This is a genomic window from Streptomyces flavofungini, from assembly GCF_014650815.1.
Lineage (GTDB): Bacteria > Actinomycetota > Actinomycetes > Streptomycetales > Streptomycetaceae > Streptomyces > Streptomyces flavofungini.
Window position 1 is genome coordinate 197,124 of record NZ_BMVR01000008.1, and the last position, 23,609, is coordinate 220,732.

At 66.0% G+C, this 23,609-nt stretch carries 32 protein-coding genes; all 32 read right to left on the reverse strand.

Annotated features, from left to right (window positions below):
- Positions 1-119: 119 nt before the first annotated feature.
- The 32 genes from rpmJ to IE274_RS22420 all read right to left on the reverse strand — a co-directional run bounded on the left by rpmJ (position 120) and on the right by IE274_RS22420 (position 23,530).
- On the reverse strand, positions 120-233 hold the full coding sequence (gene rpmJ / locus IE274_RS22265) for a 50S ribosomal protein L36 (protein ID WP_003948619.1): 114 nt from the start codon (positions 231-233) through the stop codon (positions 120-122).
- Between the two features lie 57 nt (positions 234-290).
- Positions 291-512, reverse strand: coding sequence for a translation initiation factor IF-1 (infA, locus tag IE274_RS22270; protein WP_003948620.1), 222 nt, complete (start codon positions 510-512; stop codon positions 291-293).
- Between the two features lie 265 nt (positions 513-777).
- Complete coding sequence (gene map, locus IE274_RS22275; RefSeq protein WP_190117624.1) at positions 778-1,614, reverse strand: type I methionyl aminopeptidase; 837 nt, start codon at positions 1,612-1,614, stop codon at positions 778-780.
- 148 nt (positions 1,615-1,762) lie between these two features.
- Positions 1,763-2,419: an adenylate kinase gene (locus tag IE274_RS22280; protein WP_190117625.1), complete on the reverse strand. Its 657-nt coding sequence runs from the start codon at positions 2,417-2,419 to the stop codon at positions 1,763-1,765.
- Complete coding sequence (gene secY / locus IE274_RS22285; protein WP_190117626.1) at positions 2,419-3,732, reverse strand: preprotein translocase subunit SecY; 1,314 nt, start codon at positions 3,730-3,732, stop codon at positions 2,419-2,421. The genes IE274_RS22280 and secY overlap by 1 nt, the downstream gene beginning before the upstream one ends.
- Before the next feature lie 251 nt (positions 3,733-3,983).
- Positions 3,984-4,439 carry a 50S ribosomal protein L15 gene (gene rplO / locus IE274_RS22290; protein ID WP_030359014.1) on the reverse strand — a complete coding sequence of 152 codons (456 nt, stop codon included), beginning with the start codon at positions 4,437-4,439 and terminating at the stop codon, positions 3,984-3,986.
- A 2-nt stretch (positions 4,440-4,441) separates the two neighbouring features.
- On the reverse strand, positions 4,442-4,624 hold the full coding sequence (rpmD, locus tag IE274_RS22295; protein ID WP_005481207.1) for a 50S ribosomal protein L30: 183 nt from the start codon (positions 4,622-4,624) through the stop codon (positions 4,442-4,444).
- 2 nt (positions 4,625-4,626) lie between these two features.
- The gene (gene rpsE, locus IE274_RS22300; protein ID WP_005313527.1) at positions 4,627-5,232 is read right to left on the reverse strand and encodes a 30S ribosomal protein S5; all 606 of its coding nucleotides are present in this window, start codon (positions 5,230-5,232) and stop codon (positions 4,627-4,629) included.
- A gap of 61 nt (positions 5,233-5,293) precedes the next feature.
- Complete coding sequence (gene rplR / locus IE274_RS22305; RefSeq protein WP_190117627.1) at positions 5,294-5,677, reverse strand: 50S ribosomal protein L18; 384 nt, start codon at positions 5,675-5,677, stop codon at positions 5,294-5,296.
- A gap of 3 nt (positions 5,678-5,680) precedes the next feature.
- On the reverse strand, positions 5,681-6,220 hold the full coding sequence (rplF, locus tag IE274_RS22310; protein WP_190117628.1) for a 50S ribosomal protein L6: 540 nt from the start codon (positions 6,218-6,220) through the stop codon (positions 5,681-5,683).
- Between the two features lie 24 nt (positions 6,221-6,244).
- The gene (gene rpsH / locus IE274_RS22315; RefSeq protein ID WP_158989430.1) at positions 6,245-6,643 is read right to left on the reverse strand and encodes a 30S ribosomal protein S8; all 399 of its coding nucleotides are present in this window, start codon (positions 6,641-6,643) and stop codon (positions 6,245-6,247) included.
- A gap of 223 nt (positions 6,644-6,866) precedes the next feature.
- On the reverse strand, positions 6,867-7,052 hold the full coding sequence (locus IE274_RS22320; protein WP_003956452.1) for a type Z 30S ribosomal protein S14: 186 nt from the start codon (positions 7,050-7,052) through the stop codon (positions 6,867-6,869).
- Positions 7,053-7,057: 5 nt separating this feature from the next.
- A complete protein-coding gene (rplE, locus tag IE274_RS22325) occupies positions 7,058-7,615 on the reverse strand; it encodes a 50S ribosomal protein L5 (RefSeq protein ID WP_058848124.1) in 558 nt (185 codons plus the stop codon).
- Positions 7,615-7,938, reverse strand: coding sequence for a 50S ribosomal protein L24 (gene rplX / locus IE274_RS22330; RefSeq protein ID WP_016645174.1), 324 nt, complete (start codon positions 7,936-7,938; stop codon positions 7,615-7,617). Before rplX ends, rplE begins: the two co-directional genes overlap by 1 nt.
- Before the next feature lie 2 nt (positions 7,939-7,940).
- A complete protein-coding gene (gene rplN / locus IE274_RS22335) occupies positions 7,941-8,309 on the reverse strand; it encodes a 50S ribosomal protein L14 (RefSeq protein WP_003974257.1) in 369 nt (122 codons plus the stop codon).
- 109 nt (positions 8,310-8,418) lie between these two features.
- The gene (gene rpsQ, locus IE274_RS22340; protein WP_030039759.1) at positions 8,419-8,706 is read right to left on the reverse strand and encodes a 30S ribosomal protein S17; all 288 of its coding nucleotides are present in this window, start codon (positions 8,704-8,706) and stop codon (positions 8,419-8,421) included.
- The gene (rpmC, locus tag IE274_RS22345) at positions 8,706-8,930 is read right to left on the reverse strand and encodes a 50S ribosomal protein L29 (protein WP_010036720.1); all 225 of its coding nucleotides are present in this window, start codon (positions 8,928-8,930) and stop codon (positions 8,706-8,708) included. The genes rpsQ and rpmC overlap by 1 nt, the downstream gene beginning before the upstream one ends.
- Positions 8,930-9,349 carry a 50S ribosomal protein L16 gene (rplP, locus tag IE274_RS22350; protein WP_164321737.1) on the reverse strand — a complete coding sequence of 140 codons (420 nt, stop codon included), beginning with the start codon at positions 9,347-9,349 and terminating at the stop codon, positions 8,930-8,932. Before rplP ends, rpmC begins: the two co-directional genes overlap by 1 nt.
- Positions 9,350-9,354: 5 nt before the next feature.
- Positions 9,355-10,194 (reverse strand): 30S ribosomal protein S3, encoded by an 840-nt coding sequence (gene rpsC / locus IE274_RS22355; protein WP_087885483.1) that lies wholly within the window; start codon positions 10,192-10,194, stop codon positions 9,355-9,357.
- Positions 10,194-10,541 (reverse strand): 50S ribosomal protein L22, encoded by a 348-nt coding sequence (gene rplV, locus IE274_RS22360; protein WP_004571827.1) that lies wholly within the window; start codon positions 10,539-10,541, stop codon positions 10,194-10,196. The genes rpsC and rplV overlap by 1 nt, the downstream gene beginning before the upstream one ends.
- 41 nt (positions 10,542-10,582) lie before the next feature.
- On the reverse strand, positions 10,583-10,864 hold the full coding sequence (rpsS, locus tag IE274_RS22365) for a 30S ribosomal protein S19 (RefSeq protein WP_003992359.1): 282 nt from the start codon (positions 10,862-10,864) through the stop codon (positions 10,583-10,585).
- 12 nt (positions 10,865-10,876) lie between these two features.
- Positions 10,877-11,713, reverse strand: coding sequence for a 50S ribosomal protein L2 (gene rplB, locus IE274_RS22370; protein WP_016645178.1), 837 nt, complete (start codon positions 11,711-11,713; stop codon positions 10,877-10,879).
- Between the two features lie 39 nt (positions 11,714-11,752).
- On the reverse strand, positions 11,753-12,169 hold the full coding sequence (rplW, locus tag IE274_RS22375; RefSeq protein WP_058848119.1) for a 50S ribosomal protein L23: 417 nt from the start codon (positions 12,167-12,169) through the stop codon (positions 11,753-11,755).
- Positions 12,169-12,825: a 50S ribosomal protein L4 gene (rplD, locus tag IE274_RS22380; RefSeq protein ID WP_190117629.1), complete on the reverse strand. Its 657-nt coding sequence runs from the start codon at positions 12,823-12,825 to the stop codon at positions 12,169-12,171. Before rplD ends, rplW begins: the two co-directional genes overlap by 1 nt.
- A 7-nt stretch (positions 12,826-12,832) precedes the next feature.
- Positions 12,833-13,477 (reverse strand): 50S ribosomal protein L3, encoded by a 645-nt coding sequence (gene rplC, locus IE274_RS22385; protein ID WP_016645181.1) that lies wholly within the window; start codon positions 13,475-13,477, stop codon positions 12,833-12,835.
- Between the two features lie 14 nt (positions 13,478-13,491).
- Positions 13,492-13,800 (reverse strand): 30S ribosomal protein S10, encoded by a 309-nt coding sequence (rpsJ, locus tag IE274_RS22390; RefSeq protein ID WP_003948644.1) that lies wholly within the window; start codon positions 13,798-13,800, stop codon positions 13,492-13,494.
- A 512-nt stretch (positions 13,801-14,312) separates the two neighbouring features.
- Positions 14,313-15,506: an elongation factor Tu gene (gene tuf, locus IE274_RS22395; RefSeq protein ID WP_190117630.1), complete on the reverse strand. Its 1,194-nt coding sequence runs from the start codon at positions 15,504-15,506 to the stop codon at positions 14,313-14,315.
- Between the two features lie 153 nt (positions 15,507-15,659).
- On the reverse strand, positions 15,660-17,786 hold the full coding sequence (gene fusA / locus IE274_RS22400; protein WP_190117631.1) for an elongation factor G: 2,127 nt from the start codon (positions 17,784-17,786) through the stop codon (positions 15,660-15,662).
- A gap of 39 nt (positions 17,787-17,825) precedes the next feature.
- Positions 17,826-18,296 carry a 30S ribosomal protein S7 gene (gene rpsG / locus IE274_RS22405; protein WP_003974303.1) on the reverse strand — a complete coding sequence of 157 codons (471 nt, stop codon included), beginning with the start codon at positions 18,294-18,296 and terminating at the stop codon, positions 17,826-17,828.
- 2 nt (positions 18,297-18,298) lie between these two features.
- On the reverse strand, positions 18,299-18,670 hold the full coding sequence (rpsL, locus tag IE274_RS22410; protein ID WP_003948652.1) for a 30S ribosomal protein S12: 372 nt from the start codon (positions 18,668-18,670) through the stop codon (positions 18,299-18,301).
- A gap of 298 nt (positions 18,671-18,968) precedes the next feature.
- Entirely contained in the window at positions 18,969-19,511 is a 543-nt protein-coding gene (locus IE274_RS22415) for a DUF1707 and DUF4190 domain-containing protein (protein ID WP_190117632.1), read from the reverse strand.
- 107 nt (positions 19,512-19,618) lie between these two features.
- Entirely contained in the window at positions 19,619-23,530 is a 3,912-nt protein-coding gene (locus IE274_RS22420) for a DNA-directed RNA polymerase subunit beta' (RefSeq protein WP_190117633.1), read from the reverse strand.
- Positions 23,531-23,609 lie beyond the last annotated feature (79 nt).

The following is a 23,609-nucleotide window of genomic DNA, read 5'->3' on the forward strand; positions in this document are numbered from 1 at the left end:
CCCCGGCCTCCGACCGGGGGTGTCGCCCTCCATTACCGCTGTTGGACCTGAAGAGGGACGGGTCCTGCACATGTGCTGTTACGTGCGTCGCGCGAAAATCTGCGAGTGCAGTACGTGCGTCAGCCCTGGCGCTGCTTGTGGCGCGGGTTGTCGCAAATGATCATGACCCGGCCGTGACGGCGGATCACCCTGCACTTGTCGCAGATCTTCTTGACGCTCGGCTTGACCTTCATTGGTGAGGTTCTCCGGGTCAGTGCCACCACCCCGCCGGAGCGGGGTGCGGGCAAGATCTACTTGTACCGGTAGACGATCCGGCCACGCGTCAGGTCGTACGGAGACAGCTCCACCACGACCCGGTCGTCAGGGAGGATGCGGATGTAGTGCATGCGCATCTTGCCGCTGATGTGTGCCAGGACCTGGTGGCCGTTCTGGAGCTCCACCTTGAACATGGCGTTCGGAAGAGACTCGACGACAGTGCCTTCGATCTCGATGGCACCTTGCTTCTTGGCCACGCTTCGCCCTTCGAATCGACTACCTTGATCGACTCTGTGAGCGTTACGCAGACATGCGAATGCACGAGAGCCGACGCGTCAGTCTACGTCAGTGCACTCGGAAAGACGAATCGGGTATGACTGCCCGCCAACGAAGATCCTTAAGCAAGGACGCGGTCAGGGGCCCGGCACGGCGTAACCGGCGGACGGGGGCAGCCTCGGGCCGCCGCCCCGGGCAGCCCCGGGCCAGCGAGTCGGACGGCCCCGGTCAGGCGGGGCGCGGGGCTCAGCCCAGCGGGTCCGGCGCCGCCGTGATGCCGTACTCCGCCAGCTTCGCCTTGCCGCCGTCGGGGGCGGTGAGGACGAGCGGGCCCTGCTCCGTCAGCGCGACGGAGTGCTCCCAGTGCGAGGACCAGGTCCCGTCGGTCGTGATGACCGTCCAGTCGTCCTCGAGCACCTGGGTCTTGGCGGTGCCGAGCGACACCATCGGCTCGATGGCCAGGCACAGGCCGGGCACCAGCTTGGGGCCGCGGCCGCGGCGGCGCTCCACGTAGTTCAGCAGGTGCGGGTCCATGTGCATCTCGGTGCCGATGCCGTGGCCGCCGTAGTCCTCGACGATGCCGTACTTGCCGCGGGCCGGGCGGGGCTGGCGGCGGATGTAGGTCTCGATGGCGCGGGAGATGTCGACGAGCCGGTTGCCCTGCTTCATGGCCGCGATCCCGGCCCACATCGACTCCTCGGTCACCCGGGAGAGCTCGATCAGCTCGGGCGCGTGCCCACTGCCCACGAAGGCGGTGAACGCCGCGTCGCCGTGCCAGCCGTCGATGATCGCGCCGGCGTCGATCGAGATGATGTCGCCGTCCTCGAGGACCACGTCGGCGCTCGGGATGCCGTGGACGACGACCTCGTTCTTGGAGGTGCAGATGGTCGCCGGGAAGCCGCCGTACCCGAGGAAGTTCGGCTTGGCGTCGTGCTCGGCGAGGACCTTGCGGGCCACGTCGTCGAGGTCCTTGGTGGTCGCCCCGGGGACCGCCGCCTCGCGGGTCGCCTTGTGCATGGCGGCGACGACAAGTCCCGCCGCCCGCATCTTCGCGATCTGCTCGGGAGTCTTGATCTGCACCATGTCCGGGCCTGAGCCTTTCTGAACCTACGAGTACGTCGTGCGGGGGGCACCCACCACGATACGGCCGCTCCCGCACCCGCCGCCCCCCGTCCACAGCTGGGCCGCGGCACCCGCTCGGGGTACCGCGGCCCAGTCGAGACCGATCTTGTCAGGCGTTCTCGCCCGCGAGCGCGGCCATGGCGCGCTTCGTGACCTCGTCCACCTTGCCGAGCGCGGAGATCGTCACCACCAGGCCCTGGGCCTTGTAGTGGTCGATGATCGGCTCGGTCTCGCGGTGGTAGACGTCGAGCCGCTTGCGCACGGTCTCTTCCTTGTCGTCACCGCGCTGGTACAGCTCGCCGCCGCAGACGTCGCAGACACCTTCCTGCTTCGGCTGGCTGTACGTCACGTGGAAGACGTGGCTGGAGTCGTTGCGGCAGATGCGGCGGCCCGCGATGCGCTTGACGACCTCGTCCTCGGGGACTTCCAGGTCGAGGACCGCGTCGAGCTTCTGGCCGTCGGCCTTGAGGGCCTCGTCGAGCGCCTCGGCCTGCGAGACGTTGCGCGGGAAACCGTCGAGCAGGAAGCCGTTCTCGGCGTCCGGCTGAGCCATGCGGTCCTGGGCCATGCCGATGGTCACCTCGTCGGGCACCAGGTTGCCGGCGTCCATGAACGCCTTCGCCTGCTTGCCCAGCTCCGTGCCCTGACTGATGTTGGCCCTGAAGAGGTCGCCCGTGGAGATGTGCGGGATCGACAGGTTCTTGGCAAGGAACGCGGCCTGCGTTCCCTTGCCGGCACCGGGCGGCCCGACTAGGACGATACGCATCAGCGGAGGAACCCTTCGTAGTTGCGCTGCTGGAGCTGGCTCTCGATCTGCTTCACGGTCTCCAGACCCACACCCACGATGATGAGGATGCTCGTCCCGCCGAAGGGGAAGTTCTGGTTCGCGCCGAAGCCCACCAACGCCATCGTTGGCACAAGAGCGATCAGACCCAGATACAGCGAGCCCGGCCACGTGATCCGGTTGAGTACGTAGCTCAAGTACTCAGCGGTCGGTCGGCCAGCCCGGATGCCCGGGATGAAGCCACCATACTTCTTCATGTTGTCCGCGACTTCCTCCGGGTTGAAGGAGATCGCCACGTAGAAGAAGGCGAAGAAAACGATCAGGACGAAGTAGGTGACGATGTAAATCGGGTGGTCACCCTTGGTCAGGTTCTGCTCGATCCAGGTCTTCCAGCTCGACTGGCCGCCCGCGAACTGGGCGACGAGAGCCGGGATGTAGAGCAGTGACGAGGCGAAGATCACAGGGATGATGCCCGCCTGGTTGACCTTCAGCGGGATGTACGTCGACGTCCCGCCGTAGGACCGGCGGCCGATCATGCGCTTCGCGTACTGGACCGGGATGCGGCGCTGCGCCTGCTCGACGAAGACGACCAGGCCGACCATGAACAGACCGACCAGGATCACGGTGCCGAACTCGATCCAGCCACCGGCCAGATCACCCTGCTTCTTGATGCCCCAGAGGGCGGCGGGGAAGGTCGCGGCGATCGAGATGAACATCAGGATCGACATGCCGTTGCCGATGCCGCGGTCGGTGATGAGCTCGCCGAGCCACATCACACAGGCCGTGCCCGCGGTCATGGTGAGCACCATCGTGATGGTCACGAAGATCGACTGGTCGGGGACGATCTCGCTGGCCACCGGGCAGCCACTGAACAGCGTGCCGGTGCGGGCGGTGGCGACGAGGCCGGTGCCCTGCAGGATGGCGAGCGCGATGGTCAGATAGCGCGTGTACTGCGTGATCTTGGCCGTGCCGGCCTGGCCCTCCTTCTTGAGGGCTTCCAGACGCGGGATCACCACGGTCAACAGCTGCAGAATGATGCTCGCCGTGATGTACGGCATGATGCCGAGCGCGAAGATCGTGATCTGCAGAAGCGCGCCACCACTGAACATGTTGACCAGACCGAACAGGCCCTGGTTGGCATTGGCCGCGTCGATACAGGTCTGGACGTTCTTGTAGTCGATGCCCGGAATCGGCACATGAGTACCGAGCCGGTAGATCACGATGATGCCGAGCGTAAAGAGCAGCTTCTTGCGCAGGTCGGGCGTCTTGAACGCCCGGGCGAACGCGGTGAGCACGGTGCCTCCTGCGACCCCCGCGCTACTGCGTCAGAGGTGACGGTGGTGAGTCCGACGGATAAGTACGTAACTGCGACGAGAAAAACAGGCAAGAACCGCACGCTCTGTCGCGAGGACAGACCGCGCGGAAAGTAACAGTGCACGCCACCTTACCGGCGACCGTGCCCCCCTTGGAACGACCAACCGGGGATGCCCCTTTTGTGGGGCATCCCCGGTCGGGATCGCTCAAGTCATCGAGACGCCTGGGAAATTCAGACGAGCTCGGTGACGGTACCGCCGGCGGCGGTGATCTTCTCCTTGGCGGAGCCGGAGACGGCGTCAACCGTCACCTGCAGCGCCACGGAGATCTCACCCTGGCCGAGGACCTTGACAAGGCTGTTCTTGCGAACGGCGCCCTTGGCGACCAGGTCGGCCACCGTGACCTCGCCACCCTCGGGGTAGAGGGAGGCGAGCTTGTCCAGGTTGACGACCTGGAACTCGGTCTTGAACGGGTTCTTGAAGCCCTTGAGCTTCGGGAGGCGCATGTGGAGGGGCATCTGCCCGCCCTCGAAGCGCTCCGGAACCTGGTAACGGGCCTTGGTGCCCTTGGTACCACGACCGGCCGTCTTACCCTTCGACGCCTCACCACGACCGACACGGGTCTTCGCGGTCTTGGCGCCGGGGGCGGGACGGAGGTTGTGGATCTTGAGCGGGTTGTTCTCCGCCATGATCAGTCGACCTCCTCGACCGTCACGAGGTGGCGGACGGTGTGCACCATGCCGCGGAACTCGGGACGATCCTCCTTGACGACCTGCGTGTTGATGCCCTTGAGACCAAGGGAGCGCAGGGTGTCGCGGTGGTTCTGCTTGCTACCGATGTACGACTTCGTCTGCGTGATCTTGAGCTGAGCCATGATTACGCACCCGCTCCCGCACGCGCACGCAGGAGAGCCGCGGGGGCGACGTCCTCGAGCGGCAGACCGCGGCGGGCCGCGATCTCCTCGGGACGCTGCAGGCCCTTGAGGGCCGCCACGGTCGCGTGCACGATGTTGATCGCGTTGTCGGAGCCCAGGGACTTCGACAGGATGTCGTGAACGCCGGCGCACTCCAGCACGGCACGCACCGGGCCACCGGCGATAACGCCGGTACCGGGGGAAGCAGGCTTCAGCAGGACGACGCCCGCGGCCTTCTCACCCTGGATGGGGTGCGGGATGGTGCCCTGGATACGGGGGACCTTGAAGAAGTGCTTCTTGGCCTCCTCAACACCCTTGGCGATGGCGGCCGGCACCTCCTTGGCCTTGCCGTAACCGACACCCACGGTGCCGTCACCGTCGCCCACCACGACCAGCGCGGTGAAGCTGAAGCGACGACCACCCTTCACAACCTTGGCGACGCGGTTGATCGCGACAACGCGCTCAACGTATGCGGTCTTCTCGGCGGCGGCAGCGCCACCGTCACGGCCCTTCCGGTCCCGCCGCTCGCCGCCACCGGCACCGCTTCCACGGCGCTGGGGTCCAGCCATTGGATTACCTCTCTCTTTTCCGCTAGCTACGCAGTGACATCAGTCGCTGCGCGACGGGGCCTCAGAACTTGAGCCCGGCTTCGCGGGCGGCGTCCGCCAGGGCGGCGATGCGCCCGGCGTACTGGTTACCACCACGGTCGAAAACGACAGCCTCGACACCGGCGGCCTTGGCACGCTCGGCGACCAGGGCGCCGACCTGCTTGGCCTGCGCGGACTTGTCGCCCTCGCCACCGCGGATCGACGAGTCCAGGGTGGACGCCGACGCCAGGGTGTGACCCTTAACGTCGTCGATCACCTGGGCGACGATGTTGCGGTTGGAGCGCGTCACGACCAGGCGCGGACGCTCGGCCGTACCGGAGATGTGCTTCCGGATACGAATGTGACGGCGCTTGATGGCAGCACGCTTGTAAGCGTCGCCCTTAGCAATCTTGACACCGTATGCCATGGCTTACTTACCCGCCTTTCCGACCTTGCGGCGGATGACTTCGCCCTCGTACTTGACGCCCTTGGCCTTGTACGGGTCAGGCTTGCGCAGCTTGCGGATGTTGGCCGCAACCTCGCCGACCTTCTGCTTGTCGATGCCCTCGACCGAGAACTTGGTCGGCGACTCGACCTTGAACGAGATGCCCTCGGGCGCCTCGATCAGGATCGGGTGGCTGTAGCCGAGCGAGAACTCCAGGTTGGAGCCCTTCGCCAGGACGCGGTAACCGACACCGCTGATCTCGAGCTTCTTCACGTAACCCTGGGTCACGCCGGTGATCATGTTCGCCACCAGCGTGCGGGACAGGCCGTGCAGGGCCTTGTTCTGACGCTCGTCGTTGGGGCGGGTGACGTTCAGAACGCCGTCCTCGCCCTTAGCGATCTCGATCGGCGCGACAACGGTGTGGTTCAGGGTGCCCTTGGGGCCCTTCACCGAGACCGCCTGTCCGTCGATGGTGACGTCCACGCCGGCGGGAACCGTGATGGGGAGCTTGCCAATACGCGACATAGCTGTTTCCTCCGTTCCCTTCCGCTACCAGACGTAGGCGAGGACTTCCCCACCCACGCCCTTCTTGCCCGCCTGCTGGCCGGTGAGCAGACCGTGCGACGTGGAGATGATCGCCACGCCCAGGCCGCCGAGCACCTTCGGCAGGTTGGTGGACTTCGCGTAAACGCGCAGACCAGGCTTCGAGATCCGCTTGATGCCCGCGATGGAGCGCTCACGGTTCGGCCCGAACTTCAGCTCGAGGACGAGGTTCTTGCCGACCTCGGCGTCCTCGACCTTCCAGCCGGTGATGAAGCCCTCCTGCTGGAGGATCTCCGCGATGTGCGACTTGATCTTGCTGTGCGGCATCGACACGGAGTCGTGGTATGCCGAGTTCGCGTTCCGCAGACGCGTAAGCATGTCTGCGATCGGATCAGTCATGGTCATGAATTGGCCTTCGGCCTCTCTCGCCGGGGTTTCCTGTATGCGCCATCCCTCTCCCCACTCAGAGGCGGGACGGGTGCGGCACGGGGACCTACGGCGTAGTAAGTCGTACGGGGCGGCAGGCGCCCAACCCTCCTAGCCTAAGCCATGAAGAGCAGGGCACCCTACCGTCCCATTGCTTACCGAGAGCCTCTGGGAATCCCCAACGTCCTAAGACAGAAGGGAGTTACCAGGAGCTCTTGGTCACGCCCGGGAGCTCGCCACGGTGAGCCATCTCACGAAGGCACACGCGGCAGAGGCCGAACTTGCGGTACACGGAGTGCGGGCGGCCACAGCGCTGGCAGCGGGTGTAGGCACGCACACCGAACTTGGGCTTACGAGCAGCCTTGGCAATCAGAGCCTTCTTCGCCATCTCGCTTACGCCTCCTTGAAGGGGAAGCCGAGGTGACGGAGAAGGGCACGGCCCTCAGCGTCGTTGGTCGCCGTGGTCACCACGGTGATGTCCATACCCCGGACGCGGTCGATCTTGTCCTGGTCGATCTCGTGGAACATGACCTGCTCGGTGAGACCGAAGGTGTAGTTGCCACGACCGTCGAACTGCTTGGGGGACAGACCACGGAAGTCGCGGATGCGCGGCAGCGCGAGCGACAGGGTGCGGTCCAGGAACTCCCACATGCGGTCGCCACGGAGCGTGACGTGGGCACCGATCGGCTGACCCTCACGCAGCTTGAACTGCGCGATGGACTTCCGGGCCTTGGTGATGGCCGGCTTCTGACCGGTGATCGTGGTCAGGTCACGGACGGCACCGTCCATGAGCTTGGAGTCACGGGCGGCGTCACCGACACCCATGTTCACCACGATCTTGACGAGGCCGGGGGTCTGCATGACGTTCTCGTACGAGAACTCTTCCTGCAGCTTCGCCTTGATCTCGTCGCGGTACTTCGTCTTGAGACGCGGAGTGGTGGTGGTCGTCATCAGATGTCCTCACCCGTCCGCTTGGCAACGCGGATCTTGTTGCCCTCGTCGTCGAAGCGGTAACCGACGCGCGTGACGACCTTGTTGCCGTCCTTCTCCACGACCAGCTGGACGTTGGAGACGTGGACGGGGGCCTCGGTGGTCACGATGCCGCCGGCCTGCGAGCCGCTGGCGGTCGGGCCGGCCTTCGTGTGCTTCTTGACCCGGTTGACACCCTCGACCAGGACGCGCTCGTCGCGCGGGTAAGCGGCAATGACCTTGCCCTGCTTGCCCTTGTCCTTACCGGTGATGACCTGGACCAGGTCGCCCTTCTTGATCTTCATGCTTACAGCACCTCCGGCGCGAGCGAGATGATCTTCATGAACTTCTTCTCGCGCAGCTCACGGCCGACCGGGCCGAAGATACGGGTGCCGCGAGGGTCGCCGTCGTTCTTCAGAATGACGGCGGCGTTCTCGTCGAAGCGGATGTACGAGCCGTCCGGACGACGGCGCTCCTTGACGGTGCGAACGATGACCGCCTTGACGACGTCACCCTTCTTCACGTTGCCACCGGGGATTGCGTCCTTGACGGTGGCGACGATGACGTCACCGATGCCCGCGTAGCGGCGACCCGAGCCACCGAGAACACGAATGGTGAGAATTTCCTTCGCACCCGTGTTGTCGGCGACGCGAAGTCGCGACTCCTGCTGGATCACGTCTATCTCCTGTTTGTCTGCCGGTTCCCGGCAGGGGCTTCGTCCCTAGAGGGAACTCGGCCCCTGCCGAGCCTGGCGGAACTGATCCGAGGGGAAACCCCCTCGGAAATTACTTGGCCTTCTCGAGGATCTCGACGACGCGCCAGCGCTTGGTCGCCGACAGCGGACGCGTCTCCATCAGGAGGACGCGGTCGCCGACGCCGGCAGCGTTCTGCTCGTCGTGCGCCTTGAGCTTGTTCGTACGGCGGATGACCTTGCCGTACAGCGCGTGCTTGACGCGGTCCTCAACGGCGACGACGACGGTCTTGTCCATCTTGTCGCTGACGACCAGACCCTCACGGGTCTTGCGGAAGCCGCGCGCGGCCTTGGTCTCTTCAGTCACGTTGCTCTCGCTCATCAGGCGCTCTCCACCGTCTCGATGCCCAGCTCGCGCTCACGCATCAGGGTGTAGATCCGCGCGATGTCCTTACGGACGGCCTTGAGCCGACCGTGGTTCTCGAGCTGACCCGTCGCCGCCTGGAAGCGGAGGTTGAACAGCTCTTCCTTGGCCTCGCGGAGCTTGTTGAGGAGCTCCTCGTTGCCCAGCTCGCGGAGCTCGGACGCCTTGGTACCGGCCGACATCACGCTTCACCTGCCTCGCGCTTGACGATCCGGCACTTCATCGGCAGCTTGTGAGCCGCGCGAGTCAGAGCCTCACGTGCAGTCTTCTCGTTCGGGTAGGACAGCTCGAACATGACCCGGCCCGGGTGCACGTTGGCGACCCACCACTCGGGCGAACCCTTACCGGAACCCATGCGGGTCTCGGCGGGCTTCTTCGTCAGCGGGCGGTCCGGGTAGATGTTGATCCAGACCTTGCCGCCACGCTTGATGTGGCGGGTCATCGCGATACGAGCCGCCTCGATCTGGCGGTTGGTCACGTACGCCGGAGTCATGGCCTGGATGCCGTACTCGCCGAACGCAACCGTCGTACCACCCTTGGCCATACCGCGGCGCTTGGGGTGGTGCTGCTTGCGGTGCTTGACCCTACGGGGGATCAGCATTTCGGTCAGGCCTCCGTTCCGGTGCTCTCAGCCGGAGCGGCAGCGGCGGCGGGAGCCTCGGCCTTGGGGGCCTCGGCAGCCGGCGCGGACTGCTGCTGCGGCTTGCGACCGCGACCGCCACGCTCGCCACCACGGCCACCACGGGCCGGGCGGTCGTTGCCACCACGGGCCGGGCGGTTGCCGGCGCGGGCAGCGGCGTTCTCGGCGCGGACCTCGGCGATGTTCTTGACGTCGCCCTTGTAGATCCAGACCTTCACGCCGATGCGGCCGAAGGTCGTCTTGGCCTCGAAGAAGCCGTAGTCCACGTTCGCGCGGAGCGTGTGCAGGGGCACACGGCCCTCGCGGTAGAACTCCGAGCGGGACATCTCGGCGCCGCCGAGACGGCCACCGCACTGGATCTTGATGCCCTTGGCGCCCGCCTTCATCGCCGACTGCATGCTCTTACGCATGGCGCGACGGAAGGAGACGCGGGAGGACAGCTGCTCCGCGACGGCCTGGGCCACGAGCTGAGCGTCCGTCTCGGGGTTCTTGACCTCGAGGATGTTCAGCTGGACCTGCTTGCCCGTGAGCTTCTCGAGGTCACCGCGGATGCGGTCGGCCTCGGCGCCACGGCGGCCGATGACGATGCCGGGACGAGCGGTGTGGATGTCCACCCGCACGCGGTCACGGGTGCGCTCGATCTCAACCTTCGAGATGCCGGCGCGCTCCATGCCGGACGTCATCATCCGACGGATGGCGACGTCTTCCTTGACGTAGTCCTTGTACAGCTTGTCGGCGTACCAACGGGACTTGAAGTCCGTCGTGACACCGAGCCGGAACCCGTGCGGGTTTACCTTCTGGCCCATTACCGGGTTCCTTCCTTGCTGCTGACGACCACGGTGATGTGGCTGGTCCGCTTACGGATCCGGTAGGCACGGCCCTGGGCGCGCGGACGGAACCGCTTCAGGGTCGGGCCCTCATCCACATACGCCTCGCTGATGACCAGCGAAGAGGCGTCGGTGTGGTCGTAGTTGTGTGCAGCGTTGGCGATGGCGCTGTCCAGCACCTTGCCAACCGGCACGCTCGCGGCCTGCGGGGCGAAACGCAGGACCGCCTGAGCCTCCGTGGCATCCATGCCACGGATGAGGTCCACCACGCGGCGGGCCTTCATGGGCGTGACGCGGATGTACCGCGCCTGGGCCCTGGCTTCCATGGTTGTCCCTTCGGTGTTAGTCACAGTCGTTCACACCCCGCTTAGCGGCGCTTCGACTTGCGGTCGTCCTTGACGTGGCCGCGGAAGGTGCGGGTCGGCGAGAACTCGCCGAGCTTGTGGCCGACCATCGACTCGGTGACGAACACCGGGATGTGGGTCTTGCCGTTGTGCACCGCGAGCGTGTGGCCAAGCATGGCCGGCACGATCATCGAGCGTCGGGACCAGGTCTTGATGACGTTTTTGGTGCCTGCTTCGTTCTGGGCGTCCACCTTCTTGATCAGGTGGTCGTCGACGAAGGGCCCCTTCTTCAGACTACGAGGCATCTCAACCCGTCCTTAGCGCTTCTTGTTCGTCTTGCGGCGGCGGACGATGTACTTGTTGCTCGCCTTGTTGCGATCACGAGTACGCATTTCCTTCTTGCCCCAGGGCGACACCGGGTGACGACCACCCGAGGTCTTGCCCTCGCCACCACCGTGGGGGTGGTCAACCGGGTTCATGACGACACCACGCACGGTCGGGCGGACGCCCTTCCAGCGCATGCGGCCGGCCTTGCCCCAGTTGATGTTCGACTGCTCGGCGTTGCCGACCTCGCCGACCGTGGCGCGGCAGCGCACGTCGACCAGGCGGATCTCACCGGACGGCATACGAAGGTGGGCCATCGAGCCCTCCTTCGCCAGCAGCTGCACGGAGGCACCCGCGGAACGGGCGAACTTGGCGCCACCGCCCGGACGGAGCTCGATCGCGTGGATCGTGGTACCGACCGGGATGTTGCGCAGCGCGAGGTTGTTGCCGGGCTTGATGTCGGCGCCAGGGCCGTTCTCAATCCGGTCACCCTGCGACAGGCCGCGCGGAGCGATGATGTAGCGCTTCTCGCCGTCTGCGTAGTGCAGCAGCGCGATGCGCGCGGTGCGGTTCGGGTCGTACTCGATGTGCGCGACCTTCGCCGGCACGCCGTCCTTGTCGTGACGACGGAAGTCGATCACTCGGTAGGCGCGCTTGTGTCCGCCACCCTGGTGGCGAACGGTCACACGACCGGCGTTGTTACGGCCGCCCTTGCTGTGCAGCGGGCGGACCAGCGACTTCTCCGGCGTGGACCGCGTGACCTCGACGAAGTCGGCGACGGAGGAGCCACGGCGGCCCGGCGTCGTCGGCTTGTACTTGCGGATTCCCATTTCTCAGTCCTCGTCCGATATTCGGACCAGGGCGCTCCGTTAGGAGGCCTGGCCGAAGATGTCGATACGGTCGCCCTCAGCGAGGGTCACGATCGCGCGCTTGGAGTCGGCACGCTTGCCGAAACCGGTGCGGGTGCGCTTGCGCTTGCCCTGGCGGTTGAGCGTGTTGACGCCGGTGACCTTGACCGAGAAGACCGCCTCGACGGCCTGCTTGATCTGGGTCTTGTTGGCGCCGGGCGCGACGACGAAGGTGTACTTGCCCTCGTCGAGCAGCGCGTAGCTCTTCTCCGAGACGACCGGCTTGACGAGGACGTCACGGGGGTCCGTGAAGCTCTTGCTCAGCGGCGTCTCAACGGTGTTCTTGCCCTCGGTGGCGTGGCGACGCGCCTTGGCGACGCGCGCGGCCTTGGCGGCCTTGGCCGCCTTCGAGGCGATAGCGGGGTGACGGATAGCCATCAGGCCTCGCTCCCTTCGGTGTCAGCGGCCTTGGGGCCAGACACGAAGGACTCGAGCGCGGCCGCGGTGAAGACCACGTCGTCCGAGACGAGAACGTCGTACGTGTTGAGCTGGCCCGGCTCCAGGATGTGCACCTGGGGCAGGTTGCGGGCGGACAGCAGCGCTGCCTCGTCCGAGCGCTCGATGACCAGGAGCACGTTCTTGCGCTCGCTGATCTTGCCGAGCAGGCTCTTCGCGGCCTTGGTGGAAGGCGTCTCGCCCTCGATCACGCCGGAGACGACGTGGATGCGAGCGTTGCGGGCCCGGTCGGTGAGGGCGTGGCGCAGGGCCGCGGCCTTCATCTTCTTCGGGGTCCGCTGCGAGTAGTCACGCGGCACGGGGCCGTGGACGACGCCACCGCCGGCGAACTGCGGAGCGCGGGTCGAGCCCTGACGGGCGCGGCCGGTGCCCTTCTGGCGGTACGGCTTCTTGCCACCACCGCGGACTTCGCCACGGGTCTTGGTCTTGTGCGTGCCCTGACGGGCAGCGGCCAGCTGGGCGACAACGACCTGGTGGATCAGCGGGATGCTGATCTTCTCGACGTCGAAGATCTCCGCGGGGAGCTCGACGGTCCCGGCCTTGTCGCCTGCCGGCGAAAGGATGTCAATGGTGCTCATCGGTTCCTCAAGCCCCCTTGGCCGCGGTACGGACCAGGACGAGGCCGCCGTTCGGACCGGGAACCGCTCCCTTGATGAGGAGCAGGCCCTTCTCCGCGTCAACGGCGTGAACGGTCAGGTTCTGGGTGGTGACCCGCTCGTTGCCCATGCGGCCAGCCATGCGGAGGCCCTTGAACACACGGCCCGGGGTGGCGCAGCCACCGATGGAACCGGGCGAGCGGTGCTTGCGCTGGGTGCCGTGGCTGGAGCCGAGGCCACCGAAGTTGTGGCGCTTCATGACACCGGCGAAGCCCTTGCCCTTGCTCTTGCCGGTCACGTCGACCTTGACGCCGGACTCGAAGGTCTCAGCGGTCAGCTCCTGGCCGAGGGTGTACTCGCTGGCGTCAGCGGTACGGATCTCGACGAGGTGGCGGCGGGGGGTGACGTCGGCCTTGGCGAAGTGGCCCTTGAGGGGCTTGTTCACCTTGCGCGGGTCGATCTCGCCGAAGGCGATCTGGACCGACTCGTAGCCGTCGATGTCATTCTTACGGACCTGGGTAACGACGCAGGGCCCGGCCTTGACCACGGTCACCGGGACGACACGGTTGTTCTCGTCCCAGACCTGGGTCATGCCGAGCTTCTCGCCCAGGATGCCCTTGATCTGCTTGGTCATCTCTCCAGCGCCCTTCAGAGCTTGATCTCGATGTCGACGCCGGCCGGAAGGTCCAGGCGCATCAGCGAGTCAACGGTCTTGGGCGTCGGGTCGAGGATGTCGATCAGGCGCTTGTGCGTGCGCATCTCGAAGTGCTCGCGCGAGTCCTTGTACTTGTGCGGCGACTTGATGACGCAGTACACGTTCTTCTCGGTGGGGAGCGGCACCGGGCCCGCGACCGACGCACCAGTGCGAGTCACCGTCTCGACGATCTTCTTCGCCGAAGAGTCGATGACCTCGTGGTCGTAGGCCTTGAGCCGGATGCGGATCTTCTGTCCCGCCATGGCTACTTAGTAGTCCTTTGTCTCGAACGCTCTGGCACCTCAGGGGGCCCTGTTTTCTACTTCCATCCGACCCACGCGGTCGGGCGTGTCGCAGTCCCGCTCACACAGATCTCCCGAAGGATTTCCCTGCTAGGGGCTACGGCCCTGTTGACCGCGGGTCCGGGGGAAGAAACCCACCGGGTGCCTGGCCAAGCCACCGCGCCGCACTTCCCGGAAGATTCCCGTACGTCCGCCACAGTGCTGCCTCACGACAGATATGGCGACGAGTACCGTGGGACTCGCTTCCAGTCCTCCCGGCGGGAGGCGCGCAGCATCGGCACTCAACCGAGCAACCTGAACAGTGTGCCATACGTGGGACGACGAAGGCCAATCGGGCCGCTTGTCAAGCGGCGCGCCCACCCCGGGACACCCCGGCACGGCAAGAGGCCCCACCCGCCGTAATGGCGAGTGGGGCCTCTTGCTGCGCTCAGTTCAGAGCTGCCGGGTCGCCCCGACCAACAAGCAAGGAGTACTTACTTGGTGATCTTGGTGACCTGGCCGGCGCCGACGGTCCGGCCACCCTCACGGATGGCGAACTTCAGGCCCTCCTCCATGGCGACGGGCTGGATGAGCTCCACCTTCATCTCGGTGTTGTCACCCGGCATGACCATCTCGGTGCCCTCGGGGAGGGTCACGACGCCGGTCACGTCCGTCGTACGGAAGTAGAACTGCGGGCGGTAGTTGTTGAAGAACGGGGTGTGACGGCCACCCTCGTCCTTCGACAGGATGTAGGCCTGGGCCTCGAACTCGGTGTGCGGCGTGACCGAACCGGGCTTGATGATGACCTGGCCGCGCTCGACGTCCTCGCGCTTGATGCCACGGAGGAGCAGACCGACGTTCTCACCGGCCTGGCCCTCGTCGAGCAGCTTGCGGAACATCTCGATGCCGGTGACCGTGGTGGTGGTCTTCTCGTTCTTGATGCCCACGATGTCAACGGTCTCGTTGACCTTGAGGACACCACGCTCGATGCGGCCGGTGACGACGGTGCCACGACCGGTGATCGTGAAGACGTCCTCGATCGGCATCAGGAACGGCTTGTCGACGTCGCGCTCGGGCTGCGGGATGGACTCGTCCACGGCCTTCATGAGCTCGAGGACGGTGTTGCCCCACTCCTTGTCGCCCTCGAGCGCCTTGAGCGCCGAGACCTTGACGACCGGCAGGTCGTCGCCCGGGAACTCGTACTCGGAGAGCAGCTCACGGACCTCGAGCTCGACGAGCTCCAGGATCTCCTCGTCGTCCACCATGTCGGCCTTGTTCAGGGCGACGACGATGTACGGAACGCCGACCTGGCGGGCCAGGAGCACGTGCTCCTTGGTCTGCGGCATCGGGCCGTCGGTGGCGGCGACCACGAGGATGGCGCCGTCCATCTGCGCGGCACCCGTGATCATGTTCTTGATGTAGTCCGCGTGACCGGGGCAGTCGACGTGGGCGTAGTGGCGCGCCTCGGTCTGGTACTCGACGTGCGCGATGGAGATGGTGATACCGCGCTGGCGCTCCTCGGGAGCCTTGTCGATCTGGTCGAAGGCCGAGGCCTCGTTCAGGTCGGGGTACGCGTCGTGCAGCACCTTGGTAATGGCGGCCGTGAGGGTCGTCTTACCGTGGTCGATGTGACCGATGGTGCCGATGTTGACGTGCGGCTTAGTCCGCTCGAACTTCGCCTTCGCCACTGGGTCCTCCTGTGGAGTGGTTCTGTACGCCTTGCTTCATCGGCGCCAGGTGATCTTTGCTGGAAAGCCCGGGCCCCGGGGCATTCCTCCGCTGTTGCGGCGGAATGCCCCAAGAGACTCCGGAGTCAAGCCTAAAGCGTGAACTCGAGTGAGTTACTCGCCCTTGGCCTTCGCGATGATCTCCTCGGCGACGTTCCGCGGAACCTCGGCGTAGGAGTCGAACTGCATTGAGTAGCTTGCGCGACCCGACGTCTTGCTGCGGAGGTCTCCGACGTAGCCGAACATCTCCGAGAGGGGCACGAGGCCCTTCACGACGCGAGCGCCGCTGCGCTCCTCCATGGCCTGGATCTGGCCACGGCGGGAGTTGATGTCGCCGATGACGTCGCCCATGTAGTCCTCGGGCGTGGTGACCTCGACGGCCATCATCGGCTCGAGCAGCACGGGGCTGGCCTTGCGCGCGGCCTCCTTGAAGGCCTGCGAACCGGCGATCTTGAAGGCGAGCTCGGAGGAGTCGACCTCGTGGTAGGCACCGTCGAGCAGCGTGACGCGGACGCCCGTCATCTCGTAACCGGCGAGGATGCCGAACTGCATGGCCTCCTGCGCACCGGCGTCCACCGACGGGATGTACTCCCGCGGGATGCGGCCACCGGTGACCTTGTTCACGAACTCGTACGACGCGTCGCCGTCGACGATCGGCTCGATCGCGATCTGCACCTTGGCGAACTGACCGGTACCACCGGTCTGCTTCTTGTGGGTGTAGTCCACGCGCTCGACGGCCTTGCGGATCGTCTCGCGGTACGCGACCTGCGGCTTGCCGACGTTCGCCTCGACGCGGAACTCGCGCTTCATGCGGTCGACGAGCACCTCGAGGTGAAGCTCGCCCATACCACCGATGATGGTCTGGCCGGTCTCCTCGTCCGAGTGGACCTGGAAGGAGGGGTCCTCCTCCGAGAGGCGCTGGATGGCGACACCCAGCTTCTCCTGGTCACCCTTGGACTTCGGCTCGATGGCGACCTGGATGACCGGCGCCGGGAAGTCCATGGACTCCAGGATCACCGGGTTCTTGTCGTCACAGAGCGTCTCGCCCGTGGTGGTCTGCTTCAGACCCATGACGGCGACGATGTCACCGGCGCCCACCGACTCGATCTCCTCACGCTTGTTCGCGTGCATGCGGTAGATCTTGCCGATGCGCTCCTTCTTGCCCTTGACGGAGTTCAGCACCGCGGTGCCGGAGTCCAGGCGACCGGAGTAGATCCGGACGAAGGTGAGCTTGCCGAGGTGCGGGTCGCTCGCGATCTTGAACGCGAGGGCCGACAGCGGCTCGTCGTCGGACGGCTTGCGCTTGACGACCGTCTCCGGGTCCTTCACGTCGTGGCCCTCGATGGCCTCGACGTCCAGGGGGGAGGGGAGGTAGCGCACGACGGCGTCGAGCAGGGGCTGGACGCCCTTGTTCTTGAACGCGGTGCCGCAGAACACGGGGGTGACGGTGGTGTCGCCGCCCTTGCCCGAGGCGATGGTGATGCGACGGATCGCCGCGTACAGCTGCTCCTCGGTGGGCTCCTGGCCCTCGAGGTACAGCTCCATCATCTGCTCGTCGTTCTCGGCCACGGCCTCGAGCAGCTTGCCGCGGTACTCCTCGGCAGCCTCGGTGTGCGTGTCCGGGATGTCGACGATGTCGTAGGCCTCGCCCATCTTGGTCTCGGCGGACCAGACGAAGGCCTTCATCGTGACGAGGTCGACGACGCCCTTGAAGTCAGCCTCCGCGCCGATGGGCAGCTGCATGACGATCGGGGTCGCACCGAGGCGGTCGACGATCATGTCGACACAGCGGTGGAACTCGGCACCGGTGCGGTCGAGCTTGTTGACGAAGCAGATACGCGGGACGCCGTAGCGGTCCGCCTGACGCCACACGGTCTCGGACTGGGGCTCAACGCCGGCGACGCCGTCGAACACCGTCACGGCACCGTCGAGCACGCGGAGCGAGCGCTCCACCTCGACGGTGAAGTCGACGTGGCCCGGGGTGTCGATGATGTTGATGGTGTGGTCGACGTCGTTCAGCGGCCAGTGACAGGTGGTGGCAGCAGAGGTGATCGTGATGCCACGCTCCTGCTCCTGCTCCATCCAGTCCATCGTGGCGGCGCCGTCGTGGACCTCACCGATCTTGTACGAGACACCGGTGTAGAACAGGATCCGCTCGGTGGTCGTCGTCTTGCCCGCGTCGATGTGAGCCATGATGCCGATGTTGCGCACCTTGGCCAGGTCAAGTGAAGTGGTAGCCATATCGGCTCAGTCTTCTCTCGGTCTCGATGTGGGTAGCGACTACCAGCGGTAGTGCGCGAAGGCCTTGTTGGACTCGGCCATCTTGTGGGTGTCCTCGCGCTTCTTCACAGCGGCACCGAGGCCGTTGGAGGCGTCGAGGAGCTCGTTGAGCAGACGCTCGGTCATGGTCTTCTCGCGGCGGGCGCGGGAGTAACCAACGAGCCAGCGCAGCGCCAGCGTGTTGGCACGACCGGGCTTGACCTCGATCGGGACCTGGTAGGTCGCGCCACCGACACGGCGGGACTTGACCTCGAGGGTCGGCTTGATGTTCTCAAGCGCGCGCTTCAGCGTGATGACCGGGTCGTTGCCGGTCTTCTCGCGCAGGCCCTCCATGGCGCCGTACACGATGCGCTCGGCGGTGGAGCGCTTGCCGTTCAGCAGCACCTTGTTGATGAGGGAGGTCACCAGAGGAGAACCGTAGACCGGGTCGATGATGACCGGGCGCTTCGGGGCGGGGCCCTTACGAGGCATTCTTACTTCTCCTTCTTGGCGCCGTAGCGGCTGCGGGCCTGCTTGCGGTTCTTGACACCCTGGGTGTCGAGGGAACCGCGGATGATCTTGTAGCGAACACCCGGCAGGTCCTTCACACGGCCACCACGCACGAGCACGATGGAGTGCTCCTGCAGGTTGTGTCCCTCACCCGGAATGTAGGCCGTGACCTCGATGCCGGAGGTCAGACGCACACGCGCGACCTTACGGAGGGCCGAGTTCGGCTTCTTCGGGGTGGTCGTGAACACACGCGTGCAGACGCCACGGCGCTGGGGCGAACCCTCGAGTGCGGGCGTCTTGTTCTTCTCGACCTTGTCCTGCCGGCCCTTCCGGACCAGCTGCTGGATCGTAGGCACTACTTCTCCGGTTTCTGTGTGCCGAGTAGTAAAGCTAACCTGGAACGTCGCCGACCCACGCGGTCGGGTGTGTCGAATGCTGCAGACTCCCGCTGAAGGCGGAGAGAGCGCAGATTGCGGCGGCCGGTATCGAGCTCGCCGTGCGGTTGAAGACACGCACACGAGCCCAGGCACACCCCAGGCACAAGGTCTGAGCGTACCTACCTCATTGGCTGCGGTCAAAACAAATACCCCGGACCCGTGACACGCCGCGCGTGGCCTGGTCCGGGGCACGGAGGGCGCCCCCCGGCGGCCAAGATCAGCCAGACGCCGCCGAGACGACGAGCAGCAGAAGCAGTGCCCAGCCCGCGATCGCCAGCCAGCCCAGGGCCAGGCCTGCCACCGCCTGGCCGTCGCCGTTCTCGTGCGTGCGGCGGATCTCCGCGCGGGCGATGTGGCCGAGGATCACCGCGGGCACGGCCGAGGCGCCCAATGTGAAGAATGTCGCAATTCCGCAGACCATCGCCGCGGTGGCCTTGCCGTTGGTGGGCGGCGCCACGGGCAGGAACGTGTGCGGCACCGGCACGGGCGCCTGCTGGAAGGCGGCCGGGCCCTGCGGCAGGTCGGCGACGAGAAGACCCAGCTCCCCCACCGTACGGGCCTGGTAGGCGCGCTCGACCCGGCGTTCGTACTCGTCCTGCTGGAGACGCCCTTCGGCGAAGCCCGCGCGCAGCACGTCGACGGCGCGCTCCCGGTCGGAGTGGGCGGCCAGCATCGACGGCTGGCCGTGCTGTGCCGGCCGCATGGCGGGCAGCCCCTGATGGGGCGGCCACGGCCCCGGCTGCCACGACGGATTCGTCATGCACGCCTCCCCCGCAAGTTGTGTGCCTTCCATGATGCGCCAACGCGCCGCGGGGCGGCCACCCGACCCTAGTCGGATGACCGCCCCGCGGTGTGCGCTGCGTGCTCTTACTGGTTGTACGGACCGTAGTCGTAGTCCTCCAGCGGCACGGCCTGACCCGAACCCGTCCCGAAGGGCGAGTAGTCGATGTCGTCGTAGCCGACGGCCGAGTACATCGCGGCCTTGGCCTCCTCGGTCGGCTCGACCCGGATGTTGCGGTAGCGGGACAGGCCCGTACCGGCCGGGATGAGCTTACCGATGATGACGTTCTCCTTGAGGCCGATGAGGCTGTCGGACTTGGCGTTGATCGCCGCGTCCGTCAGCACTCGGGTGGTCTCCTGGAAGGACGCCGCCGACAGCCACGACTCGGTGGCGAGCGAGGCCTTGGTGATACCCATCAGCTGCGGACGGCCGGAGGCGGGGTGACCGCCCTCGGTGACCACACGACGGTTCTCGGTCTCGAACTTCGAGCGCTCCACGAGCTCGCCGGGCAGCAGCTCGGCGTCGCCGGACTCGATGATCGTCACGCGGCGCAGCATCTGCCGGATGATGATCTCGATGTGCTTGTCGTGGATCGACACGCCCTGCGAGTTGTAGACCTTCTGGACTTCGCCGACCAGGTGCACCTGGACCGCGCGCTGACCGAGGATCCGCAGCACGTCGTGCGGGTTGGTGGCACCGACGGTGAGCTTCTGGCCCACCTCGACCGCGTCGCCCTCGCCGACCAGGAGACGGGCACGCTTCGAGATCGGGAACGCCGTCTCGTCGCTGCCGTCGTCCGGGGTGACGACGAGCTTCTTGGTCTTCTCGGTCTCCTCGATGCGGACGCGACCCTTCGCCTCCGAGATCGGGGCGACACCCTTGGGCGTACGGGCCTCGAAGAGCTCGACGACACGGGGCAGACCCTGGGTGATGTCGTCACCGGCCACACCACCGGTGTGGAAGGTACGCATCGTCAGCTGGGTACCGGGCTCACCGATGGACTGGGCGGCGATGATGCCGACCGCCTCACCGATGTCGACCAGCTTGCCGGTGGCGAGCGAACGGCCGTAGCAGAAGGCACAGGTGCCGACCGCGGACTCACAGGTCAGGACCGAGCGGGTCTTGACCTCCTCGACGCCGTTGGCGACCAGGGCGTCGATGAGCACGTCACCGAGGTCGACGTTGGCCGGCGCGATGACCTTGCCGTCGATGACGACGTCCTCGGCCAGCATGCGGGCGTACACGGACGTCTCGACGTTCTCCGTCTTGCGGAGCACGCCGTCCTCGCCGCGGACCGCGATCTTCAGCTTCAGACCGCGCTCGGTGCCACAGTCCTCCTCGCGAATGATGACGTCCTGCGAGACGTCGACCAGACGACGGGTGAGGTAACCGGAGTCGGCGGTACGGAGAGCCGTGTCCGCAAGACCCTTACGAGCACCGTGAGTCGAGATGAAGTACTCGAGCACCGACAGGCCTTCGCGGAACGAAGCCTTAATCGGGCGCGGGATCGTCTCGTTCTTGGCGTTCGACACCAGACCACGCATACCGGCGATCTGACGCATCTGCATCATGTTTCCTCGGGCACCCGAGTCAACCATCATGAAGATGGGGTTGGTCTTGGGGAAGTTCGCGTTCATCGCCTCGGCGACCTCGTTGGTCGCCTTGGTCCAGATCGCGATGAGCTCCTGCGTGCGCTCTTCCTTGGTGATCAGACCGCGCTCGTACTGCTTCTGGACCTTCTCGTCCTGCGCCTCGTAGCCCGCGACGATCGCCTTCTTGGCCTCGGGGACCACGACGTCGGAGATGGCCACGGTGACACCGGAACGGGTCGCCCAGTAGAAGCCCGCCGCCTTCAGGTTGTCGAGCGTCGCCGCCACGATGACCTTGGGGTAGCGCTCGGCCAGGTCGTTGACGATCTCGGAGAGCTGCTTCTTGCCCACCGAGTAGTCGACGAACGGGTAGTCCTCGGGCAGCAGCTCGTTGAAGAGCGCGCGACCCAGGGTCGTCCGCAGCCGGAAGCTGTCGCCCTGCTGGTACACGCCGCCGAGGGCGTCGTCGCCGTCCTCGTCGACCGGCGGGGTCCAGCCGCGGGGCGGGAAGGTGCCCACCGGGAAGCGGATGTCGACCTTCGCCTGGAGCGAGAGCTCCTTGGCGTCGAACGCCATGATCGCCTCGGCCGTGGAGCCGAAGGACCGGCCCTCGCCCTTGACCTCGCGCTCCTCCTCGTCCGTGGTGAGGAAGAAGAGGCCGAGCACCATGTCCTGGGTGGGCATGGTGACGGGGCGGCCGTCGGCGGGCTTGAGGATGTTGTTCGAGGACAGCATCAGGATGCGGGCCTCGGCCTGCGCCTCCGCGGAGAGCGGCAGGTGCACGGCCATCTGGTCACCGTCGAAGTCCGCGTTGAACGCGGTGCAGACGAGCGGGTGGATCTGGATGGCCTTGCCCTCGACCAGCTGCGGCTCGAAGGCCTGGATGCCGAGGCGGTGCAGCGTCGGCGCACGGTTCAGCAGAACCGGGTGCTCGGCGATGACCTCTTCGAGGACGTCGTACACGACCGTGCGGCCGCGCTCGACCATCCGCTTGGCGCTCTTGATGTTCTGCGCGTGGTTGAGGTCAACCAGGCGCTTCATCACGAACGGCTTGAAGAGCTCAAGGGCCATGGCCTTCGGCAGACCGCACTGGTGCAGCTTGAGCTGCGGACCGACGACGATCACGGAACGCGCGGAGTAGTCCACACGCTTACCGAGAAGGTTCTGACGGAATCGACCCTGCTTACCCTTCAGCATGTCGCTGAGGGACTTCAGCGGACGGTTGCCAGGGCCCGTCACCGGGCGACCACGACGGCCGTTGTCGAAGAGGGCGTCGACCGCCTCCTGGAGCATGCGCTTCTCGTTGTTCACGATGATCTCGGGCGCACCGAGGTCGAGAAGGCGCTTCAGGCGGTTGTTGCGGTTGATCACGCGGCGGTACAGGTCGTTCAGGTCGGAGGTCGCGAAGCGGCCACCGTCCAGCTGCACCATCGGACGCAGGTCCGGCGGGATGACCGGCACGCAGTCCAGCACCATGCCCTTGGGGCTGTTGCTGGTCTGCAGGAACGCGGAGACGACCTTGAGGCGCTTGAGCGCACGGGTCTTCTTCTGGCCCTTGCCGGTACGGATGATCTCGCGAAGCCGCTCGGCTTCCTCATCCAGGTCGAACGACTCAAGGCGCTTCTGCAGAGCAGCGGCACCCATCGAACCGTCGAAGTACGTGCCGAAGCGGTCACGCAGCTCGCGGTAGAGCAGCTCGTCGCCCTCCAGGTCCTGGACCTTGAGGTTCTTGAAGCGGTTCCAGACCTCGTCGAGACGGTCGATCTCGCGCTGCGCGCGGTCGCGCAGCTGCTTCATCTCGCGCTCGGCACCTTCGCGCACCTTGCGGCGCACGTCGGCCTTGGCGCCCTCGGCCTCCAGCTCGGCCAGGTCGGTCTCGAGCTTCTTGGCGCGGGCCTCGAGGTCCGCGTCGCGGCGGTTCTCGATCTGCTGGCGCTCCACGGAGACGTGCGCCTCCAGGGAGGGCAGGTCGCGGGTGCGGCGCTCCTCGTCCACGAACGTGATCATGTACGCGGCGAAGTAGATGACCTTTTCGAGGTCCTTCGGCGCGAGGTCGAGGAGGTAGCCGAGGCGCGACGGGACGCCCTTGAAGTACCAGATGTGCGTGACGGGAGCGGCAAGCTCGATGTGGCCCATCCGCTCACGACGCACCTTGGCGCGAGTGACCTCGACGCCGCAGCGCTCGCAGATGATGCCCTTGAAGCGGACGCGCTTGTACTTGCCGCAGTAGCACTCCCAGTCCCGGGTCGGACCGAAGATCTTCTCGCAGAAGAGTCCGTCCTTTTCGGGCTTGAGGGTGCGGTAGTTGATGGTCTCGGGCTTCTTGACCTCGCCGTGGCTCCACTGACGGATGTCGTCAGCGGTGGCCAGACCGATCCGGAGCTCATCGAAGAAGTTGACGTCGAGCACTATGCGTCAATCCCTCTCAGGGTTGTAAGTCTTAGGGGTCTGAAACGGGGGTCCTGGGGCCGGCGGGCTCATTTCTGAG

What these genes read in the sequence shown, in the direction of transcription:
- rplW (WP_058848119.1), bottom strand. Translation starts at nt 12,169, where the DNA reads ATGGCTATCCGTCACCCCGCTATCGCCTCGAAGGCGGCCAAGGCCGCC.
- rpsJ (WP_003948644.1), bottom strand. Translation starts at nt 13,800, where the DNA reads ATGGCGGGACAGAAGATCCGCATCCGGCTCAAGGCCTACGACCACGAG.
- rpmD (WP_005481207.1), bottom strand. Translation starts at nt 4,624, where the DNA reads ATGGCTCAGCTCAAGATCACGCAGACGAAGTCGTACATCGGTAGCAAG.
- IE274_RS22320 (WP_003956452.1), bottom strand. Translation starts at nt 7,052, where the DNA reads ATGGCGAAGAAGGCTCTGATTGCCAAGGCTGCTCGTAAGCCCAAGTTC.
- rplB (WP_016645178.1), bottom strand. Translation starts at nt 11,713, where the DNA reads ATGGGAATCCGCAAGTACAAGCCGACGACGCCGGGCCGCCGTGGCTCC.
- rplP (WP_164321737.1), bottom strand. Translation starts at nt 9,349, where the DNA reads ATGCTGATCCCCCGTAGGGTCAAGCACCGCAAGCAGCACCACCCCAAG.
- rplF (WP_190117628.1), bottom strand. Translation starts at nt 6,220, where the DNA reads ATGTCGCGTATTGGCAAGCTCCCCATCACGGTTCCCGCCGGCGTGGAC.
- fusA (WP_190117631.1), bottom strand. Translation starts at nt 17,786, where the DNA reads ATGGCTACCACTTCACTTGACCTGGCCAAGGTGCGCAACATCGGCATC.
- rplX (WP_016645174.1), bottom strand. Translation starts at nt 7,938, where the DNA reads ATGAAGATCAAGAAGGGCGACCTGGTCCAGGTCATCACCGGTAAGGAC.
- rpsQ (WP_030039759.1), bottom strand. Translation starts at nt 8,706, where the DNA reads ATGAGCGAGAGCAACGTGACTGAAGAGACCAAGGCCGCGCGCGGCTTC.
- rplR (WP_190117627.1), bottom strand. Translation starts at nt 5,677, where the DNA reads ATGGCATACGGTGTCAAGATTGCTAAGGGCGACGCTTACAAGCGTGCT.
- rplV (WP_004571827.1), bottom strand. Translation starts at nt 10,541, where the DNA reads ATGGAAGCCAGGGCCCAGGCGCGGTACATCCGCGTCACGCCCATGAAG.
- rpsC (WP_087885483.1), bottom strand. Translation starts at nt 10,194, where the DNA reads ATGGGCCAGAAGGTAAACCCGCACGGGTTCCGGCTCGGTGTCACGACG.
- rpsH (WP_158989430.1), bottom strand. Translation starts at nt 6,643, where the DNA reads ATGACCATGACTGATCCGATCGCAGACATGCTTACGCGTCTGCGGAAC.
- map (WP_190117624.1), bottom strand. Translation starts at nt 1,614, where the DNA reads ATGGTGCAGATCAAGACTCCCGAGCAGATCGCGAAGATGCGGGCGGCG.
- IE274_RS22415 (WP_190117632.1), bottom strand. Translation starts at nt 19,511, where the DNA reads ATGACGAATCCGTCGTGGCAGCCGGGGCCGTGGCCGCCCCATCAGGGG.
- rplC (WP_016645181.1), bottom strand. Translation starts at nt 13,477, where the DNA reads ATGACCAAGCAGATCAAGGGCATCCTGGGCGAGAAGCTCGGCATGACC.
- IE274_RS22280 (WP_190117625.1), bottom strand. Translation starts at nt 2,419, where the DNA reads ATGCGTATCGTCCTAGTCGGGCCGCCCGGTGCCGGCAAGGGAACGCAG.
- rpmC (WP_010036720.1), bottom strand. Translation starts at nt 8,930, where the DNA reads ATGTCGGCCGGTACCAAGGCGTCCGAGCTCCGCGAGCTGGGCAACGAG.
- rplD (WP_190117629.1), bottom strand. Translation starts at nt 12,825, where the DNA reads ATGAGCACCATTGACATCCTTTCGCCGGCAGGCGACAAGGCCGGGACC.
- rpsG (WP_003974303.1), bottom strand. Translation starts at nt 18,296, where the DNA reads ATGCCTCGTAAGGGCCCCGCCCCGAAGCGCCCGGTCATCATCGACCCG.
- rplE (WP_058848124.1), bottom strand. Translation starts at nt 7,615, where the DNA reads ATGACGACCACCACCACTCCGCGTCTCAAGACGAAGTACCGCGACGAG.
- rpsE (WP_005313527.1), bottom strand. Translation starts at nt 5,232, where the DNA reads ATGGCTGGACCCCAGCGCCGTGGAAGCGGTGCCGGTGGCGGCGAGCGG.
- rpsS (WP_003992359.1), bottom strand. Translation starts at nt 10,864, where the DNA reads ATGCCTCGTAGTCTGAAGAAGGGGCCCTTCGTCGACGACCACCTGATC.
- rplO (WP_030359014.1), bottom strand. Translation starts at nt 4,439, where the DNA reads ATGGCGGAGAACAACCCGCTCAAGATCCACAACCTCCGTCCCGCCCCC.
- rpmJ (WP_003948619.1), bottom strand. Translation starts at nt 233, where the DNA reads ATGAAGGTCAAGCCGAGCGTCAAGAAGATCTGCGACAAGTGCAGGGTG.